The 17,192-nt window shown below is 69.5% G+C and carries 20 protein-coding genes; 10 read left to right on the top strand and 10 right to left on the bottom strand.

Annotated features, from left to right (window positions below; all coding sequences use genetic code 11):
* The first annotated feature begins 1 nt into the window (after window position 1).
* Window positions 2-376, top strand: a complete 375-nt coding sequence (locus F1642_RS10320) for a response regulator (protein WP_194886175.1) — start codon at window positions 2-4, stop codon at window positions 374-376.
* 11 nt (window positions 377-387) lie between these two features.
* Here F1642_RS10320 and F1642_RS10315 read toward each other — a convergent pair whose 3' ends face one another.
* The 3 genes from F1642_RS10315 to F1642_RS10305 all read right to left on the bottom strand — a co-directional run bounded on the left by F1642_RS10315 (window position 388) and on the right by F1642_RS10305 (window position 3,153).
* Complete coding sequence (locus tag F1642_RS10315) at window positions 388-603, bottom strand: hypothetical protein (protein WP_127897767.1); 216 nt, start codon at window positions 601-603, stop codon at window positions 388-390.
* A 173-nt stretch (window positions 604-776) separates the two neighbouring features.
* Complete coding sequence (locus F1642_RS10310) at window positions 777-998, bottom strand: hypothetical protein (protein WP_127897766.1); 222 nt, start codon at window positions 996-998, stop codon at window positions 777-779.
* A 499-nt stretch (window positions 999-1,497) separates the two neighbouring features.
* Window positions 1,498-3,153 (bottom strand): electron transfer flavoprotein-ubiquinone oxidoreductase, encoded by a 1,656-nt coding sequence (locus F1642_RS10305; protein WP_046000776.1) that lies wholly within the window; start codon window positions 3,151-3,153, stop codon window positions 1,498-1,500.
* 245 nt (window positions 3,154-3,398) lie between these two features.
* On the opposite strand from F1642_RS10305, the gene greA reads away from it, so the two are divergent.
* Together greA and F1642_RS10295 are read left to right on the top strand one after the other, a co-directional pair.
* Window positions 3,399-3,869, top strand: coding sequence for a transcription elongation factor GreA (greA, locus tag F1642_RS10300; RefSeq protein ID WP_046000775.1), 471 nt, complete (start codon window positions 3,399-3,401; stop codon window positions 3,867-3,869).
* A gap of 4 nt (window positions 3,870-3,873) precedes the next feature.
* A complete protein-coding gene (locus F1642_RS10295) occupies window positions 3,874-4,791 on the top strand; it encodes a hypothetical protein (RefSeq protein WP_255522355.1) in 918 nt (305 codons plus the stop codon).
* Here F1642_RS10295 and F1642_RS10290 read toward each other — a convergent pair.
* The gene (locus F1642_RS10290; RefSeq protein WP_052714859.1) at window positions 4,788-5,264 is read right to left on the bottom strand and encodes an N-acetyltransferase; all 477 of its coding nucleotides are present in this window, start codon (window positions 5,262-5,264) and stop codon (window positions 4,788-4,790) included. The two genes, F1642_RS10295 and F1642_RS10290, sit on opposite strands and share 4 nt — an antisense overlap.
* 70 nt (window positions 5,265-5,334) lie before the next feature.
* On the opposite strand from F1642_RS10290, the gene F1642_RS10285 reads away from it, so the two are divergent.
* Both F1642_RS10285 and F1642_RS10280 read left to right on the top strand, forming a co-directional pair.
* Window positions 5,335-6,132, top strand: coding sequence for an AzlC family ABC transporter permease (locus F1642_RS10285; protein WP_194886173.1), 798 nt, complete (start codon window positions 5,335-5,337; stop codon window positions 6,130-6,132).
* Window positions 6,113-6,439, top strand: a complete 327-nt coding sequence (locus tag F1642_RS10280; RefSeq protein ID WP_045983097.1) for an AzlD domain-containing protein — start codon at window positions 6,113-6,115, stop codon at window positions 6,437-6,439. The genes F1642_RS10285 and F1642_RS10280 overlap by 20 nt, the downstream gene beginning before the upstream one ends.
* Here the strand turns inward: F1642_RS10280 and F1642_RS10275 are convergent.
* From F1642_RS10275 to F1642_RS10260, 4 genes are read right to left on the bottom strand one after another with little or no spacing between them, the layout of a single operon-like run.
* Window positions 6,427-7,050 (bottom strand): hypothetical protein, encoded by a 624-nt coding sequence (locus tag F1642_RS10275; RefSeq protein ID WP_194886172.1) that lies wholly within the window; start codon window positions 7,048-7,050, stop codon window positions 6,427-6,429. The genes F1642_RS10280 and F1642_RS10275 overlap by 13 nt on opposite strands.
* A gap of 16 nt (window positions 7,051-7,066) precedes the next feature.
* Window positions 7,067-7,219: an aa3-type cytochrome c oxidase subunit IV gene (locus F1642_RS10270; protein WP_064503561.1), complete on the bottom strand. Its 153-nt coding sequence runs from the start codon at window positions 7,217-7,219 to the stop codon at window positions 7,067-7,069.
* Window positions 7,220-7,272: 53 nt separating this feature from the next.
* Complete coding sequence (locus tag F1642_RS10265) at window positions 7,273-8,292, bottom strand: MBL fold metallo-hydrolase (protein WP_370582855.1); 1,020 nt, start codon at window positions 8,290-8,292, stop codon at window positions 7,273-7,275.
* Window positions 8,289-9,986 carry an acyl-CoA dehydrogenase gene (locus tag F1642_RS10260; RefSeq protein ID WP_194886171.1) on the bottom strand — a complete coding sequence of 566 codons (1,698 nt, stop codon included), beginning with the start codon at window positions 9,984-9,986 and terminating at the stop codon, window positions 8,289-8,291. Before F1642_RS10260 ends, F1642_RS10265 begins: the two co-directional genes overlap by 4 nt.
* A gap of 111 nt (window positions 9,987-10,097) precedes the next feature.
* Here F1642_RS10260 and F1642_RS10255 point away from each other — a divergent pair, with 111 nt between their 5' ends.
* Complete coding sequence (locus F1642_RS10255) at window positions 10,098-11,045, top strand: L-threonylcarbamoyladenylate synthase (protein ID WP_194886170.1); 948 nt, start codon at window positions 10,098-10,100, stop codon at window positions 11,043-11,045.
* A gap of 75 nt (window positions 11,046-11,120) precedes the next feature.
* Here the strand turns inward: F1642_RS10255 and F1642_RS10250 are convergent, their stop codons facing one another.
* Window positions 11,121-12,548 carry a Glu/Leu/Phe/Val dehydrogenase gene (locus tag F1642_RS10250; protein WP_046000768.1) on the bottom strand — a complete coding sequence of 476 codons (1,428 nt, stop codon included), beginning with the start codon at window positions 12,546-12,548 and terminating at the stop codon, window positions 11,121-11,123.
* A 230-nt stretch (window positions 12,549-12,778) separates the two neighbouring features.
* On the opposite strand from F1642_RS10250, the gene F1642_RS10245 reads away from it, so the two are divergent.
* The 4 genes from F1642_RS10245 (at window position 12,779) to F1642_RS10230 (ending at window position 14,710) form a co-directional block, all read left to right on the top strand.
* On the top strand, window positions 12,779-13,417 hold the full coding sequence (locus F1642_RS10245; RefSeq protein ID WP_194886169.1) for a TetR/AcrR family transcriptional regulator: 639 nt from the start codon (window positions 12,779-12,781) through the stop codon (window positions 13,415-13,417).
* Between the two features lie 138 nt (window positions 13,418-13,555).
* Window positions 13,556-14,050: a hypothetical protein gene (locus tag F1642_RS10240; RefSeq protein ID WP_194886168.1), complete on the top strand. Its 495-nt coding sequence runs from the start codon at window positions 13,556-13,558 to the stop codon at window positions 14,048-14,050.
* Between the two features lie 5 nt (window positions 14,051-14,055).
* Window positions 14,056-14,337: an I78 family peptidase inhibitor gene (locus tag F1642_RS10235; protein ID WP_045983098.1), complete on the top strand. Its 282-nt coding sequence runs from the start codon at window positions 14,056-14,058 to the stop codon at window positions 14,335-14,337.
* A gap of 46 nt (window positions 14,338-14,383) precedes the next feature.
* Complete coding sequence (locus F1642_RS10230; RefSeq protein ID WP_045983091.1) at window positions 14,384-14,710, top strand: DUF2794 domain-containing protein; 327 nt, start codon at window positions 14,384-14,386, stop codon at window positions 14,708-14,710.
* On the opposite strand, the gene hrpB is transcribed toward F1642_RS10230, so the two are convergent.
* Window positions 14,707-17,154, bottom strand: a complete 2,448-nt coding sequence (gene hrpB, locus F1642_RS10225; protein ID WP_194886167.1) for an ATP-dependent helicase HrpB — start codon at window positions 17,152-17,154, stop codon at window positions 14,707-14,709. The two genes, F1642_RS10230 and hrpB, sit on opposite strands and share 4 nt — an antisense overlap.
* Between the last annotated feature and the right edge of the window lie 38 nt (window positions 17,155-17,192).

Genomic DNA, 17,192 nt, shown 5'->3' with positions numbered 1-17,192 from the left:
CATGTCCCAGCCCCGCAACGCCGTCCTTGTCGTCGAGGACGAGATCCTGATCCGGATGGAAGCCGTCGACATGATGCACGACGCGGGCTTTCGGACCTACGAGGCCAAGTCGGCCGACGCCGCGCTGGCCACGCTGAACGGCACCTCCGACATCGCCATCCTGTTCACCGATGTCGAGATGCCCGGATCGATGAACGGCCTGAAGCTTGCGGCCCATGTCAGCGCCACCTGGCCCGACATCCGCATCATCGTCGCGTCGGGGATCCTGGGCGTCAGGGACGCCGACCTGCCGCCCGGTGCGCGGTTCTTTCCAAAGCCCTATCACACGGACCAGATCATCGATGCCCTGCACCAGATGACCGGCGATCCGGCCTGACGCCCTGCGCGCTACCGGGACGGCGCGTTCGACAGCGCTGCCGCGCGGGCCGCGATGATCTGATCGCGCGTCTCGCGGACATGGACGATCTGCTGGGACCCCTGCCGATGCAGGCCGAGGATAGTCGCCCCCTCGGGTCCGTTCTCGATGGTGAACCGGGTGTCGGCCTCGAAACTGAGAACGACCGGGTGGTGCCCCGGCATTCCCGTCAGCGTCATACGGGGCATAACTTGCCACCTCCTGCGCGATGCTTTGATCCGCAGAGTTGGATACCGAATGCCACCTTCCATCAAGTGATTTCGAAGGCAAAGCGTACCCAGGTCGGACACCGTCCAGGCACCGACGCCGCCTGCCCTGCATCGCAGACGGCCCCGCCTGGATTGATCGCGACGCCGCCGGCCTATGCGGTCGAGCGGCGATCCTGACGCGGCCCGGCCGGGGTCCGCGCCCTGTCGTCGCGCGCGTCGCGGTGGCCGGCGACCTTGGCGCTGCGCGTCGCACCGTCCAGCGCGCGGACCATGGCGACCTGCATGTCCAGCTTGTCGCGCAGGTCGCGATAGACCGCATTGTGGGAATAAGCCGTCAGCGCCGTGTCGATGATCTCCCAGTCCTTGTCGGACATGGACAGCCGAAACGTCGTTTCCGTCGGAACACCTTGCATACTCGATACCTCGAACAACTACACGATGTGTGTACCCCCGTTTGTCCATTTTGCGCACTTGGCTATTTGTACAGCCATCTGCCGGGACAGCGATCGCGGCGCCCGCGCCTACGACAATCCGCCGATCGGGTGAGTTTGGTCTGGCCAAATGACCGAACCGTATGGTTCAATACACGCTCTGCGTGCATTTCTGGCCAAGAGGAGCATGTCATGACGATCATTGACCCCCAGATATGCGCCATCCTGCAAAAGATGGTTCAGACCTGCGAGGATGCGCAGACCCGGTCCCGTGCCCGAAAGATCGCCTGTGACAGCGACCTGAGGGGCGCCCCTGATCCAAGGGCCGGAACCTGCCGCAGCGGCTAGACGGGCCATACCGCCCCGGCACGGGGCGCAAGACGGCAAGCCACCTGCAGGTCGGGACAAGGAACCCGCCTCGACCTGCCTTGTCGGAGCACGGTCACATGTTGGGATAGTTCGGCCCGTCTCCGCCCTGCGGGGTCGTCCAGACGATGTTCTGGCTGGGATCCTTGATGTCGCAGGTCTTGCAGTGGACGCAGTTCTGGAAGTTGATGACGAAGCGCGGGCCCGACGCATCCTCGACCACCTCATAGACGCCTGCGGGGCAATAGCGCTGCGCGGGTTCGGCATATTCCGGCAGGTTCACCGCGATCGGCACCGAAGGGTCGCGCAGCTTCAGGTGGCAGGGCTGGCTTTCCTCGTGGTTGGTAAAGGAAAACGCCACGTTGGTCAGCCGGTCGAAGGACAGCTTGCCGTCCGGGCGCGGATAGTCGATCGGCTTGTGATCGCGCGCCTTGCCGGTGGCGGCGGCGTCCGACTTGCCGTGGCTCCAGGTGCCCAGGGGGTTCCAGCCGGTCAGGTTGGCGGTCCACATGTCCACCGCACCCAGCATCAGGCTGGCCGACAGACCAAGGCGCGACCAGATCGGCTTGACGTTGCGCACGCGTTTCAGGTCGGCACCGATGGCACCGCCGCGCACCGCGCCGTCGTAATCGGTCAGCCGGTCGCCCTCGCGCCCCGCCTTGATCGCGGCGGCGGCGGCATCGGCGGCCTCGATCCCCGAGATCATCGCGTTGTGGTTGCCCTTGATGCGCGGCACGTTGACCATGCCCGCCGAACAGCCCAGCAGCACGCCGCCGTCGAAGGACAGCTGCGGCAGCGACTGCCAGCCGCCCTCGGTGATGGCACGGGCGCCATAGCTGATGCGCTTGGCCCCCTCCAAGAGGTCCGCGACCATCGGATGGTGCTTGAAGCGCTGGAACTCCATGTAGGGATACAGGTACGGGTTGGCATAGTTCAGGTGAACGACAAAGCCGACCAGCACCTGGTTGTTCTCAAGATGATAGATGAAGCTGCCGCCGCCGGCATTCTTGCCCAGGGGCCAGCCCATCGTGTGCACGACGCGACCCTTGTGGAACTTGTCGGGAGAAACCTCCCAGATCTCCTTCATGCCCAGGCCGAACTTCTGCGGATCGCCATGGGCCGACAGGTTCAGCCGCGCGTCGATCTGCTTGGCCAAGCTGCCGCGCACGCCTTCGGCGATGAAGACGTACTTGCCGTGCAGCTCCATCCCCGGCTCGTATCCGTCGCCGATGCTGCCGTCGGGTTCGCGGCCGAACTCTCCGGCGACGACACCCTTCACGCGATCCCCGTCCCAGACCACCTGGCTGGCGGCCATGCCGGGGAAGATCTCGACCCCGAGGGCCTCGGCCTGTTCGGCCAGCCAGCGGCAGACATTGCCCATGCTGACGATGTAGTTGCCGTGGTTCGACATCAGCGGCGGCATCGGCCAGTTCGGCACGCGCACCTGCCCCGCCTCGCCCAGGACATAGAAGTTGTCGTCGGTCACCTCGGTGGTGACCGGGGCGCCCTTGTCGCGCCAGTCGGGGATCAGCCGGTCCAGCCCGCAGGGGTCCAGAACGGCACCCGACAGGATGTGGGCGCCCACCTCCGAGCCCTTTTCCAGGACCACGACGGACAGTTCGGCATCGATCTGCTTCAGCCGGATCGCGGCCGACAGGCCCGCCGGCCCCGCGCCCACGATCACGACGTCGTATTCCATCGATTCGCGAACGATCTCGGTCTGGTCTGTCATGTGCTGGGGCCCCCTCCGTGGCAATCTGGCTGCCAAACAGATAGCGACCCCGGCGGGCGGGGGCAATCGTGACGCGGCGGTTGGCCGCGTGCGATTGCGCGATTCGGGCCATGCAGGCTTGCATTAAGCGTCATTTTGGTGACCATGTCCCCGATCAGCTTCCGCGCCCCTGCCATTCCGCAATGGCAGGGGCGTTGGTTTGGCACCCGCAGGACAAACGCATCCCAACAAGGACCAGGGCAGCGATGGAAAAGATACCGATGACCCCCACCGGCGCGGCAGCGCTGGAACGCGAACTGGGGCAGCTGAAATCCAAGGAACGTCCCGCCATCATCCGCGCCATCGCCGAAGCGCGCGAACATGGCGACCTGTCGGAGAACGCCGAATACCATGCCGCCCGCGAAAAGCAGGGCTTCGTCGAGGGGCGCATCAAGGAGCTGGAGAGCCTGCTGTCGCGCGCCGAGGTCATCGACCCCGCGAAACTGTCGGGCAGCATCAAGTTCGGCGCCCGCGTCAAGCTGATCGACGAGGACACCGAGGAAGAGCGCAACTATCAGATCGTGGGCGAGGCCGAGGCCGACATCGAGCGCGGGCTGCTGAACATCCGCTCTCCGCTGGCGCGCGCGCTGATCGGCAAGGACGAGGGCGACAGCGTCGAGGTGACCACCCCCGGCGGCCAGCGCAGCTATGAAATTGTCGAGATCCGGTACGGATGACGCCATGTCCCTGATTGCACGCATCGCCAGCCTGGCCAACCGCGACCGCCTGACCACGGTCGGCTTTACCCTGACCGGCGTCTGGCTGTTCCTGGTCGCGCTGGTCTGGCTGCTTGGGCCCGCGGGTACCGATGGCGGCCCGTCGGGCGTGGCGCGCCTCGTCTCTATCATGGGGACGGTCCTGCCGCTGGCGCTGATCTGGCTGGGCGTGTCGCTGGCCCGCCAGCTGGCCATCCTGCGCGCCGAGGCCGAGGATCTGCGCGCCCGCCTGACGCATCTGCGCGGCGAGGCAGCCCCGGTGGACGACCTGCCGCCGCCCGCCCCCCGCGCCGCAGCCGCCCCCGCCGAACCGCAGCCGGCCGCCGCGCCGCGCCCCGCCGCCCCGCTGCCCAAACCCCGCCAGACCGCCGATCAGCGCCAGGCCGCCCTGCGGTTCGAGGCCCAGGGCGCCCCGGTGGACGCCACGACCCTGATCCGGGCGCTGAACTTTCCCGACGGTCCCGACGATGTCGACGCGATCGACGCCCTGCGTCATGCGCTGAAGGATCCGGCCCATTCCAAGGTGCTGCGCGCCGCGCAGGATGTCGTGACGCTGATGGCGGGCCAGGATGTCTACATGGACGACCTGCCGCCAGAGATCGCCCGACCCGACGTCTGGCGCCGCTATGCCGCCGGTGAACGCGGCAGCGCCGTCGCGGCCTTGGGCGGCATCCACCACCAGCCCGCGCTGGAGATCGCCGCCACCATGCTGCGCGAGGACGAGATCTTTCGCGACACCGCGCATCACTTCCTGCGCCATTTCGACGGGCTGACGGCCCGCCTGGTACCGGAACTGGACGACCTGCAGATCGCCGTACTGGCCGACAGCCGGTCGTCGCGCGCCTTCATGCTGCTGGGCCGCGTGTCGGGCGTCTTCGGCTAGACGCTCAGGTGCAGCAGATGGACCTGCCCCCACCAGGGCAGGCCATAGCGGCCCCGCCCCCGGTCCGAAAACCCCACCCTGTCGTAGAAGGCCAGCGCGCCCCGGTTGCGGGCGCGCACCTCGGCCCGCAGGCCAGGGCGGCCGTCGCGGGCGGCGACCAGCGCCCCCGCCTCGATCAACGCGCGCCCCGTGCCCTGCCGGGTGTCAGTGACGGCAAGCCCGTCGATGACCAGATCGCCCGTGGGCGGCGCCGCGCGGAACAGCCAGCCTGACAGCCCCGCGCCGCCCTGCGCGAACCCGCCGGCACCGTCGCGCAGACCCATCACCCCGCAGACCGCCCCGGATGCATCCACCGCCACCACGCCATGCCCGGCGCGGACCCGCGCAGGCCAGCGTCCGCGCCCGAAATGCGCGCGCCACAGCGCCGCCGCGGCGGGCAGCAGGCTGTCGGGGATCGGGTGCAGGATCTGCATCGGCTGGCCTTGTCTTGCCTTGCGTGTCGTGCAAGCAAGGTGCCGCGAAACGCAGGAATACGAAAGCGCCATGTCCCCCGCCCCCGAACCCAGGCCCTCGACCCGGCAAGCCGCCGCCGATCAGGCGGCAATCCGCGTATTGGCCCGGACGCCGGCCGCCGCGTTCCGCCACGGCATCGTCCAGTCGCTGCCTTTCCTGGTGGTGATCGTGCCCTTTGCGGTGTTGTTCGGGGTGGTCGCGACCGAGGCCGGGCTGAACCTGGCGCAGGTAATGGGGTTTTCGGTGCTGGTCCTGGCGGGCGCGTCGCAGTTCACGGCGGTGCAGCTGCTGACCGACAATGCGCCGGCGCTGATCGTGATCCTGTCCGGGCTGGCGGTGAACCTGCGCATGGCGATGTATTCGGCGTCCCTGCTGCCGTGGCTGCGGGACGCGACACCCGGCCACAAGGCATGGGTCGCCTATGCGCTGATCGACCAAAGCTATGCGCTGTCGATCCAGCATTACGAACAGTATCCGCGCCTGACCATCGCGCAGCGGCTGGCCTATTTCGGCGGCACCGCGCTGGTTCTGTGCGTGCCGTGGATGATCGCCACCTGGGCGGGCGCCACCGTGGGCCAGGCCATCCCCGAGGGGATCGCGCTGGATTTCGCGATGCCCATCACCTTTCTGGCGATGATCGCGCCGATGCTGCGCACGCCTGCGCATCTGGCCGCCTGCTTTGTCGCGATCGTCGCGGCGCTGGCGCTGGCGGGGCTGCCGTCGGGGCTGGGCCTGCTGATCGCCGCGCCCTTGGGCATGGCCACCGGCGCCCTGGTCGAGATCCGCACCGAACGCAAGGAGGCGCGCGATGCAGGCGTCCGCGACTGAGATCTGGGTCATCATCGCGGTGCTGGGCGTCGGCACCTACCTGATCCGCTGGTCGTTCCTGGGCGCGTTGGGCGACCGCGACCTGCCGAACTGGATGCTGCGGATGCTGCGCTATACCCCGGTGGCGGTGCTGCCCGCGCTGGTCGCGCCGCTGGTCGTCTGGCCCGCCGCGACCGGCGGCAACGCCGATCCGGCCCGCATGGCCGCCGCCGCCGCGACCGTGGCGGTGGGCGTGCTGACCCGCAACGTGATGCTGGCCATCCTGGCCGGGGGCATCACGCTGGCGGGCCTGCTTTACCTTCTGTAACCGCCGATCGTCCCGTCCTTCTGGCGCAGCAGGACGTCGTGGTTGTTGGCCGGGTCGCCGTCATAGTGACGCTTGGACACCACGCCCGGCTGGCGCAGGAACCATTCGCGCAGCTTCAGCGGAGAGAACCCCCGCGGCACCGTCTCGAACCCCGGCACGCCGGACAGGACGTTGCCCGATTCGATCGCGCAAAAGCTCTTGTTGGCAGAACCGTTGGCCTCGGCCCGGCGGATCGCCAGGTCGGCCACCTCGCGCGGGACCAGGATCGTGTCCTCGGCCACCCAATAGGTCTTGCGCGCGTGGTAATCGATGTAGAAGTTCTTGAAGTTGTCGGTGATGCCGTAAAGCACGTCGCGCCGTTCGGGAATGCGCGGATGGCTCCAGCTGCCGGCGGGATCATAGATCACGCGCTGGCTGCCGTTGAACATCAGCGCCGAATGGCCCCCCTCGCCGCGCGGGATGCCGATCACCGTGAACAGCGTGATCGAGGTTGGCGTGGCGGACACATAGCGCGCGTCGCGCACGGCTTCGTCGCTGGCCCAGATGTTGTCGGCTCCGCAGGCGGTCAGCACGACCGGCAGCGTGGCCGCCAGGAAGACGCGTCGCTTCATGTCCCCGCCCGTCCGATCAGGCGTTCGTCAGGGCCATGAAGACCAGGACCGCCAGCGATCCGACGATGACCCAGGTGGATCCGCGGATGAAGCCCGCGAAGGTCTTCTTGTGGTCGGTCAGGTCCATCGTTCCCTGGGTCGCTTCGGGTTTGTTGTCGTAGTCGGCCATCACTGCCCCATCGGTTTGCGTTCATCCTGCGATAGCGGAAAGCGGCGCAGCTGTCACGCCCCCCACAGCACCGCACCCTGCGTTTCGCCCACAGGCCGGATGCGCCCGGCGCGGTGCAGGTGGTTCACATGGGCCACGGCCTCGACCATGGCCAGGCCGTACTCGGCCTCGCCGATGCGGCGGCGGAACAGGATGTCGAAACACCCGACCGCGGTGCGCGGTCCGTCCGCCAGGGCCTGCGCCAGCCGGTCCAGCCCGGCGCGGTGGTTCTGGATCAGCTGTTCCAGCCGGAAGGGCAGCCCGGTGAAGGGCAGCTTGTGTCCCGGAAGCACCAGCTGGTCGGGCCGCGCCAGCGCCGCCAGCCGGGTGCAGCTCTCCAGCCACTCGCCCACCGGGTCGGCCTCGGGCTCGGTCGGATAGACCCCCAGGTTCGGAGAGATCGACGGCAGCAGCTGGTCGCCGCCGATGACCAGATCGCAGTCCTGCGACCACAGCGTCGCGTGGCAGGGCGCATGGCCATGCCCCATCGCCACCCGCCAGCGCCTTCCGCCGAAGGTCACCGTGTCGCCCTCGACCAGGCGGGTGAAGCCCAAAGGCAGCGCGTGGACCACGTCGGCAAAGTTGAAGGGCCGGTCGCTGGCGCGCCGGTCCAGCATCTCGGCCGCCATCCCGGCCCGCCGCCAGAACGCCAGCGCCTGCTGGCTGGCACGGTCCTGCACGTCCAGGACCAGCATCCGCGCCATCAGCCATGCGGTGCGGCTGATCCACAGGTCGGCGCCCCGCTCCATGAACCAGCCGGCCAGCCCGATATGGTCGGGATGGTGATGCGTACCGATCACCCGCACGACCGGCCGCCCCTGCAGCGGCCCGTCCAGCAGCACCTGCCAGATCTCGCGCGTGCGCGCCGTGTCGAAGCCGGTATCGACCACCGTCCAGCCGTCGGGATCGTCAAACGCATAAACGTTGACATGGTCCAGCTTCATCGGCAGCGGCAGGCGCATCCACAAGACGCCCGGGGCGACGGTGATGGCCTGCCCCTCGGCGGGCGGGCTGTCGTGCGGCGTGCGGATCACGCCGCGAAGTCGCCCGCCAGCGCGGCATCGCTCAGCGCGGTCAGGTCGCCCTGGCCCGCCTGCGCCTCGGCCAGATCGCCGGTGAACCGCGGCAGGACGCGCGCCATGAACACCCGTGCCAGCGCCAGATGCGCCGGTCCGCCCTTCAGCGCCGCGCGCAGGTGGTAATGCCCGCCCAGCACCCGCGCAAAGGCGGTCAGATAGGCGACCGCGCCCGCGAAACGGTCGGCCATGTCACGCTCCAGCAGGGCTTGGGTTGCCTCGCGCAGGGTCTCGGCGGCCTGCCACAGCTGGTGGGCCAGCTCGGGATGCGCGGACTGCGCGGCCTTGGCCCCGTCCAGCACCTCGTCCAGCAGGCGCATCGCGGCCTCGCCGCCGTCCGACAGCTTGCGTCCGACCAGATCCATCGCCTGGATGCCGTTCGTGCCCTCGTAGATCGAGGTGATGCGCACGTCGCGCAGATACTGCGCGGCGCCCGTCTCCTCGACATAGCCCATGCCGCCATGCACCTGCACGCCCATGTCGGCCACGCGGATGCCCACGTCGGTGCCATAGGCCTTGGCGATCGGCGTCAGGAAGGCCGCGCGGGCGGCCTGATCGGCATCCCCCGTGGCGCGGTCCATGTCGATGGCGGTGGCGCAGGCCAGGCCGATGGCGCGGGCGGCGAACACCTCGGCCTGCGCGGTGGCCAGCATCCGGCGCACATCGGGATGACCGATGATCGGCCCCATCTGGTTGCGGTCCGCTGCATAAGCCACGGCCTTCTGCAGCGCGGCCTCGGCCACGCCCACGCCCTGCATGCCGACGCCAAGGCGGGCCACGTTCATCATCGTGAACATTGCCGCCATGCCCTTGTTCTCCTCGCCGACCAGCCAGCCGGTGGCGCCGTCATAGGACATGACGCAGGTCGGGCTGCCGTGGATGCCCAGCTTGTGCTCCAGGCTGACCACCTTGAGGCTGTTGGCGACGCCCGGGTCGCCCTGCTCGTCGGGGATCAGCTTGGGGACCATGAACAGGCTGATGCCGCGCGTCCCCTTGGGCGCGCCCGGCAGACGCGCCAGCACCAGGTGGCAGACGTTCGACGTGACGTCGCTGTCGCCCCAGGTGATGTAGATCTTCTGCCCGCTGATCCGATAGGTGCCGTTGCCCGCCGGTTCCGCCCGGGTGGTCAGCGCACCCACGTCGCTGCCCGCGCCCGGTTCGGTCAGGTTCATCGTGCCCGACCATTCGCCGCTGATCAGCTTGGGCAGATAGCGCGCCTTCAGATCGTCGCTGGCATGATGCTCCAGCGCCTCGATCTGGCCCTGGGTCAGCAGCGGGTTCAGCTGCAAGGACAGGCAGGCGCCCGACATCATCTCGGCCACGGCCATGTTCAGGGCCTGCGGCAGGCCCATGCCGCCGTATTCCGGATCGGCCGACACGCCGACCCAGCCCCCCTCCGCAATCGCCCGGAACCCGTCGGCAAGGCCGGGCGAGGATCGCACCACGCCATTCTCCAGCCGCGCGGGGGTCTGGTCGCTGCCCCGGTTCAGGGGCGCCAGAACGTTCTGGGCCAGCTTGCCGGCCTCGGACAGGATGGCGGTCGCGGTCTCGGCCGTGGCCTCGGCAAAGCGGTCGGTCAGGGCCAGGTCGGCGAAGGGGACGACATGGGTCAGGATGAAGTCGATCTGGGCTGTCGGGGCCTTGTAGGTCATCGGGTTCTCCTCCTGGCGCCTTGGCATCGGGCCGCGGCGCGTCTATCAACGGGCGCTGGCGGCATCTTGTGCCGCCGTCCTTTCAGGCTCAACCGAAACCCCGCGTCACGAATGCAGACCCTGCGACTGATCCCCGACCCTGCCGGCTTGGCCCAGGCCGCCCGCCTGCTGGCCCAGGGCCGCTGCGTGGCGATTCCGACCGAGACGGTCTATGGTCTGGCCGCCGACGCGCGCGACGGGGCGGCGGTGGCCGGCATCTACCAGGCCAAGGGGCGGCCCAGCTTCAACCCGCTGATTGTGCATGTGGCGGACCTGGCCGCGGCGCAGGCCGTCGCCGACCTGCCGCCGCAGGCGCTGACCCTGGCGCGGGCCTTCTGGCCGGGCGCGCTGACGCTGGTGGTGCCGCTGCGCACCGATGCGGGCATCGCGGGGCTGGTCACGGCGGGACTGGACACGATCGGCATCCGCGTTCCTGCCCATCCCGTGGCGCAGGCGCTGCTGCGCGCATCCGGCGCGCCGCTGGCCGCACCGTCGGCGAATGCCTCGGGGCGGATCAGCCCGACCACCGCGGATCATGTGCTGCACCCGGACGGGGGCCTCGACGGGCGCATCGCCGCGGTACTGGATGGCGGTGCCTGCCCGGTCGGCGTGGAATCGACGATCATCGGCTGGCAGGACGGTCGCCCGACGCTGCTGCGTCCCGGCGGCATCCCGGCCGAGGCGATCGCCGCGGCCCTGGGCGAACCCCTGGCCGCCCATCACGCCGACCCTTCGGCCCCAAACGCGCCCGGACAGCTGTCCAGCCATTACGCGCCGCAATCGGCGCTGCGCCTGAACGCGGCCCCCGCCCCCGGAGAGACGCATCTGTCCTTCGGCGTCCCCGGCCCGTTCAGCCTGTCTGAGACGGGCGACCTGACCCAGGCCGCCGCGCGCCTGTTCGACCTGCTGCGCCGTGCCGATGCCCTGGGCCGCCCGATCTCGGTCGCGCCGATCCCGGACCACGGGCTGGGCCAGGCGATCAACGACCGCCTGCGCCGCGCCGCCGCCCCCCGCCCCTGATTTCTCCTTTGTCGGAAATACCCCGGGGGGAGTCCGCAAGACGGGGGGCAGCGCCCCCCTGACGCGCAGTCCTCCTCAAAGCCCCAGGGAGTTGTAGACGTTCGAAATCCGGCGGATCGCCACCACATAGGCCGCGGTGCGCATGTCCTGGACCTTGGGATTGCTGATCCAGACCTCCTTCATCTTCTTGAAGCTCTCGCGCATCGTGTCGTCCAGGCCGGACCGCACCAGCTCCAGCTCGTCCGCGCCGGTCAGGAACGCCTCCTTGAAGCCCTTGGACAGGGTCCAGTTCAGGCCGGTATCGGCCGACAGACGCTCCAGCTCCTCGACGATCATGCGGGCGCGGGCCTCCTCGTGGCGGCGCTCCAGACGACCCAGGCTGATCTGCGACAGGTTCTTGACCCATTCGAAATAGGACACGGTCACGCCGCCGGCATTGGCGTACATGTCGGGGATGATCACGATCCCCTTGCGGCGCAGGATCGCGTCCGCGTCGGCGGTCACGGGACCGTTCGCCGCCTCGATGATCAGCTTGCAGCTGATGCGTTCGGCGTTGTCGGCATGGATCACGCTTTCCACCGCGGCGGGGATCAGGATGTCGCACTCCTGCTCCAGCATGGCCAGGCCGTTCTCGTGATAGTCGCCGCCGGCAAAGCCCTTGATGCCGCCGGTCGCGCGGATATGGCCGCGCAGCGCGTCGATGTTGATGCCCTGCGGGTTGGTGATGGCGCCGTCGCGCTCGATCACGCCGGTGATCAGGCACTTGTCCTCGACCGACAGGAACTGGGCGGCGTGATAGCCCACATTGCCCAGGCCCTGCACGATCACGCGCTTGCCCGCCAGCACGCCGGTCAGCCCTGCCTGCTTCATCACGTCGTCATGGCGGAAGAACTCGCGCAGCGCGTATTGCACGCCGCGGCCCGTCGCCTCGACGCGCCCGTCGATGCCGCCCGCGGTGCGCGGCTTGCCGGTGACGCAGGCCTTGGCGTTGATGTCGTCGGGATGCAGCCGCTTGTAGGCGTCGGCCATCCACGCCATCTCGCGCTCTCCGGTGCCCATGTCAGGCGCGGGCACGTTCTGGGACGGAGAGATCAGGTTGCGGCGCGACAGCTCGTAGGTGAAGCGGCGGGTTATGCGCTCCAGCTCATCCTCGTTCCAGGCGCGGGGGTCGATGCACAGACCGCCCTTGGACCCGCCGAAGGGCACCTCGACCAGCGCGCATTTGTAGGTCATCAGGGCTGCCAGCGCCTCGACCTCGTCTTGGTTCACGTCCAGCGAATAGCGGATGCCGCCCTTCACGGGCTCCATGTGTTCGGAATGGACCGACCGATAGCCGGTAAAGGTGTGGATCTGGCCGCGCAGCCGCACCCCGAACCGCACCGTATAGGTGGAATTGCAGACCCGGATCTTCTCCTCCAGCCCCGGCGCAAGGCTCATCAGGCCTGCGGCATGGGTGAACATGCGGTCCACTGAATCCCGGAACGAGGTCGTGTTGACGGACATTGCTGCTTCCTCCTGGTGACGGCGCAAGGTCGATATGGCCGCACGCTAGGCCAATCCGCCCGGTGCCGCCACAGCGGATCGTCGCCGACGGCGCCATGTTTGCGATAAAAACCAGCAGCTTTTGCACGACGCGCAGCCCTGGCGGGGTTTTCCTTTTCACACCATTTATTATGCTGATAGGGAAACCGCCTCTCTATCCGCGGTGTTTGGATGGAAACCAAGGAAGAAGAATGAAGACCGATACCACCCATGCACCGGCCCCCGGCATCACGCGGGGCCGCAAGTTCGATCAGGTCCGTGACGGAGCTGCCGTCATCTTTCTGCGCGACGGCTATGCGGCCGCCAGCGTCGACGACATCGCCCGGTCCGCCCGGGTATCCAAGGCGACGCTCTACAGCTATTTCCCCGACAAATCTCTGATGTTCCGCGAGGTGCTGCGCGCCACGATGGACAGCGCCTTCCGCCAGCAGCCCTTCGCGGCCGACCCCGCGTCCCAAGCCCGGACCGAGTTGCCGCGGGTATTGTCGGACCTGGCGACATGGGCGCTGTCGGAACCGCGGCTCAGCCTGCTGCGGGTGATGACCGCCGAATCGACGCGCTTTCCCGACGACGCGCGCGACTATGACGACGCCTTGGCCAACCGCGTCGCGGCCCCCCTGGCACAGATCATCGACGGCTGGATCGCCGCGGGGCAAATCAGCGACCATGACAGCGGTCAATCCGCCCGCCAGCTGGTCGCGTTGATCACCGGGCAGGTCCAGCAGCCCGCCCTGCTGACCGGCACCACGCTGCCCGACGCGCAGGTCGCGCGGATCGCCCGCGACGCGGCGGCACTGTTCCTGTCGGCCTACGGCCTGCAGGCCGCCTGAGGGGGCGACGCGCCCACGGGCTGTTGCATTCCTGCGATGATCGAAACGTGATCCATCACCCCGCTTCTCAAGGCCGGGGGCGCGGCCTATGCTGGCGGGAACAAGGTCCGGAAACAGGACCGGCAGGGGTGACAGGCGATGATCAGCAAGGACTGGACGATTCGGGCCGCGATGGCCGCCGGCATGGCGCTGGCCGTGCAGGGCTGCGCGTCGTCGCCGAACCGCATGCCGCCCGCGGGCGGCTATGCGGGGCCTGCCTATGCGGTCCAGCCCGGCTATGCGCCCGCGCCCTATGCCGCCGCGCCCGCGCCCTATGCGGCACCCGCACCGGCCCCCTATCCGACGGCGCCCTATCCGGCCGCGGCCCCCTTCCCGGCGGCACCCGTGGTGGCGGACCTGCCCGCTGCGACGACCGGCATCACCGGGGTGACCGAACGCAAGCCCGACCTGTGCAAGGCCAGCAGCTACGCCTCCAGCGTGGGCCAGCCCGGCAGCACGATCCCGACGCTCGGCCTGCCCGGCGCCTATCGCGTGGTCGAGTATCGCGGGATCGAACCCCAGGACTATGACCCCGACCGGCTCGTCTTCCGCCTGGATGCGACCGGCACCATCACCAAGATCGATTGCGGATGACCCCCATGCACAAGACCACGCTTGCCCTGATCCTTGCCGCGACAGCCCTTGCCGCCTGCGAACCCGCCTATGTCGAGCCGACCCCGCCCCCGGTCGTCGACGAATGCGGCGCCGCCGGCTATCAGGGCCTGATCGGCCAGCCCCGCACGGCCCTGTCGGCGATGAACTTTCCCCTGGGCACCCGCGTCATCGGCCCCGAGGACATGGTCACCGCCGATTTCCGCCCTGACCGGCTGAACATCGAATACGGCGTGAACGGACGCATCACCAAGGTCAGCTGCTTCTGACCCGTTTGGCGTTGCGCCGGCCGCGGCGGGCTGTCACCATTCCGACATGATGAACGCGATCCCGCCCGATGCCGACCGCGTGGTGTTCGACCGCAGGGAACTGAACCTGATCCTGTCGACCTACGGCCGCTTCGTGGCCGCGGGTGAATGGCGCGACTACGGCATGTCCTTTCTGCGCGACGCGGCGGTGTTCAGCGTCTTTCGCCGCGCCGCTGAACATCCTCTCTACCGGATCGAAAAGCGTCCTCGGCTGCGTGCGGCCCAGGGCGCCTATGCCGTGATCGCGATGGATGGGCGCATCCTGAAACGCGGCCACGACCTGGCCCAGGTGCTGCGCGTTCTGGACGCCAAGCTGATCCGCCCCATCGACTAGGTGCCGCGCGGCTTGGCCCGCACCGTCGGATCGGCCGCGGTCGGGTCCTCGGGCCAGGGATGGCGCGGATAGCGGCCACGCATGTCCTTTCTGACATCGGCATAGGAGCTGGCCCAGAATCCCGGCAGGTCCATCGTCACCTGCACCGGCTTGCCGCCCGGCGACAGCAGCGTGATCCGCAGCGGCCGCCCGCCCACCGCCGGATGGCGGGTGACGCCGAACAGCTCCTGCAGGCGCAGCTCGATCGACGGGTCCGCGCCCCCGTAATCGATCGGCACGCGGCGACCCAGGGGGGTGGTGAACTGCCCCGGCGCCTCCTGGTCCAGCCGCTGCTGGCCTGCCCATCCGATCCGCGCCTTCAGCGGCTCGACCAGGTCCAGCCCGCGCAGATCGGCCAGCGTCCGCACCCGGCCCAGCCAAGGCAGCAGCCAGTCGCCATCCGACAGCAGGTCGGCATCCGCCACAGAGCCAAGGTCCGGCACCAGCGTGATCCGCGCCCGCAGACGCGCCGCGGCCGGGGTCCACGGCAGCCCGTCCAGGCGCAATCCCTCCAACGCGGCCGCAGCCATCGCCTCGGCCGGGGCGTCGGGCCAGGGCCGGTCCGACAGCACCAGCGCGCCCAGCCTCTCCTGCAGGCGGGCGATGACGCGACCCTCGCGGCGCGACCATTCGCACAGGGCCTGCTGGCCGATCCGGTCGCCATGCAGCGCGCGCAGATCAGCCTCGTCCAGTCGCGCGGCCAGCCTGATGCGCGCCTCGCGCTGATCCCCGTCCAGATCCAGCGCCACGATCATCCGTTGCGCCGCCAGACTGTCCTCTGACGCCAGCACCGCACCCTTACCGCCCGACAGCACGAACCGCGCGTCGTCACCCTTGCGACGCAGCCCGATCCGGTCGGGATAGGCCAGCGAGGCCATGCCGCCCGCCGACAGGGCAGACAGGGGGGGTGCGGGGGGGACATCGTCCCCCCCGCCGTCGCGGGACGCAACCAGCCGCCGCAACCGCTTGGCCTCGGCCCTGATCCTCTCGATGCCCTGCCGGTTCACCTCGAATGCCGCACGCGTACCCGGATCGCGGATCGCGCGCAGGCGATGCTCCAGATCGGCCCCCGCCCCGCGCAGCGGGTCGCGGTCCGACAGCAGCGCCGCCAGTTCGGCGGCAGCCGGCCCCGCCAGCGCCAGCATATGCGCCAGACGCGGATGCAGCGGCAGCCGTGCCAGCACCCGGCCATGCGCCGTGATCCGCCCCTCCGCATCCAGCACGCCCAGATCGGCCAGCAGCGCGCGCGCCTCGGTCAGCGCGGCGTCCGGCGGCGGCGTCAGGAACGCCAGATCGGCGGCCCCCGCCCCCCAGACGGCCAGCTCCAGCGCCAGCCCGGTCAGGTCGGCCACGGCGATCTCGGGTGGCGCGTAAGCCGGCAGCGCCCCCTCCTCGGCCCGCGCCCACATGCGATAGCAGATGCCCGGTGCCACCCGCCCCGCCCGGCCGCGCCGCTGCTCGGCCTCGGCGCGGCTGACCCGCTCGGTCACCAGGCGCGACATGCCGCTGCCCGGATCGAACCGGGCACGCCGCGCGCGCCCCGCATCCACCACCACCCGCACGCCGGGGATCGTCAGCGAGGTCTCGGCAATGGCCGTCGCCAGAACGATCCGCCGCACGGCTCCCGGCGGGGCCAGCGCCGCGCGCTGCGCCGCGGCCGGCAGCGCGCCATACAAGGGCAGCACCTCGCAGCCCGTCCCCGACAGGGCCGCCGTCACGCGGTGGATCTCTCCCTCTCCGGGCAGAAAGGCCAGGATCGTGCCGCCGGTCTCGCGCGTCTCGTCATAAGCCCTTGCGATCAGACGCGCGGCATCGTCCGCCAACCGCCCGCCCGCGGGCAGGGGCCGGTCCAGCCAGCGCGTCTCGACCGGAAAGGCCCGCCCCTCGGACGTCACCACGGGTGCGTCGTCCAGCATTGCCGCCACCGGCCCCGCGTCCAAGGTGGCGGACATCACCAGCACCGCCAGATCCTCGCGAAGGGCGCCCCGCGCCTCCCAAACCAGGGCCAGCCCCAGATCGGCGTTCAGGCTGCGCTCGTGGAACTCGTCGAAGATCACGCAGCCCACGCCCTCCAGCGCGGGATCGGTCTGGATCATCCGCGTCAGGATGCCCTCGGTCACCACCTCGATGCGGCTGCCCCGAACCGATTCCCCGCGCATCCGGTATCCGACCTGCCCGCCCACGGCCTCGCCCAGGGACTGCGCCAGGCGCTCGGCAGCGGCGCGCGCGGCCAAACGGCGCGGCTCCAGCATCAGGATGCGGCCCGCGACCTGATCCATCAGCGCCAGCGGCACCCGCGTCGTCTTGCCCGCGCCGGGCGGGGCCACCAGCACCGCGCGGCCGTGGCTGCGGATCGCCGCGCACAGCGCAGGCAGGGCGTCGTCGATGGGCAGGGCATCCGTCATGCCCGCCTTCTAGCGCCGCCGGGGCACCGGGCACAATC

This window comes from Paracoccus sp. NBH48 (assembly GCF_015390265.1).
Classification (GTDB): Bacteria; Pseudomonadota; Alphaproteobacteria; order Rhodobacterales; family Rhodobacteraceae; genus Paracoccus; species Paracoccus marcusii.
This window is presented reverse-complemented; position numbering and strand designations above follow the sequence as displayed.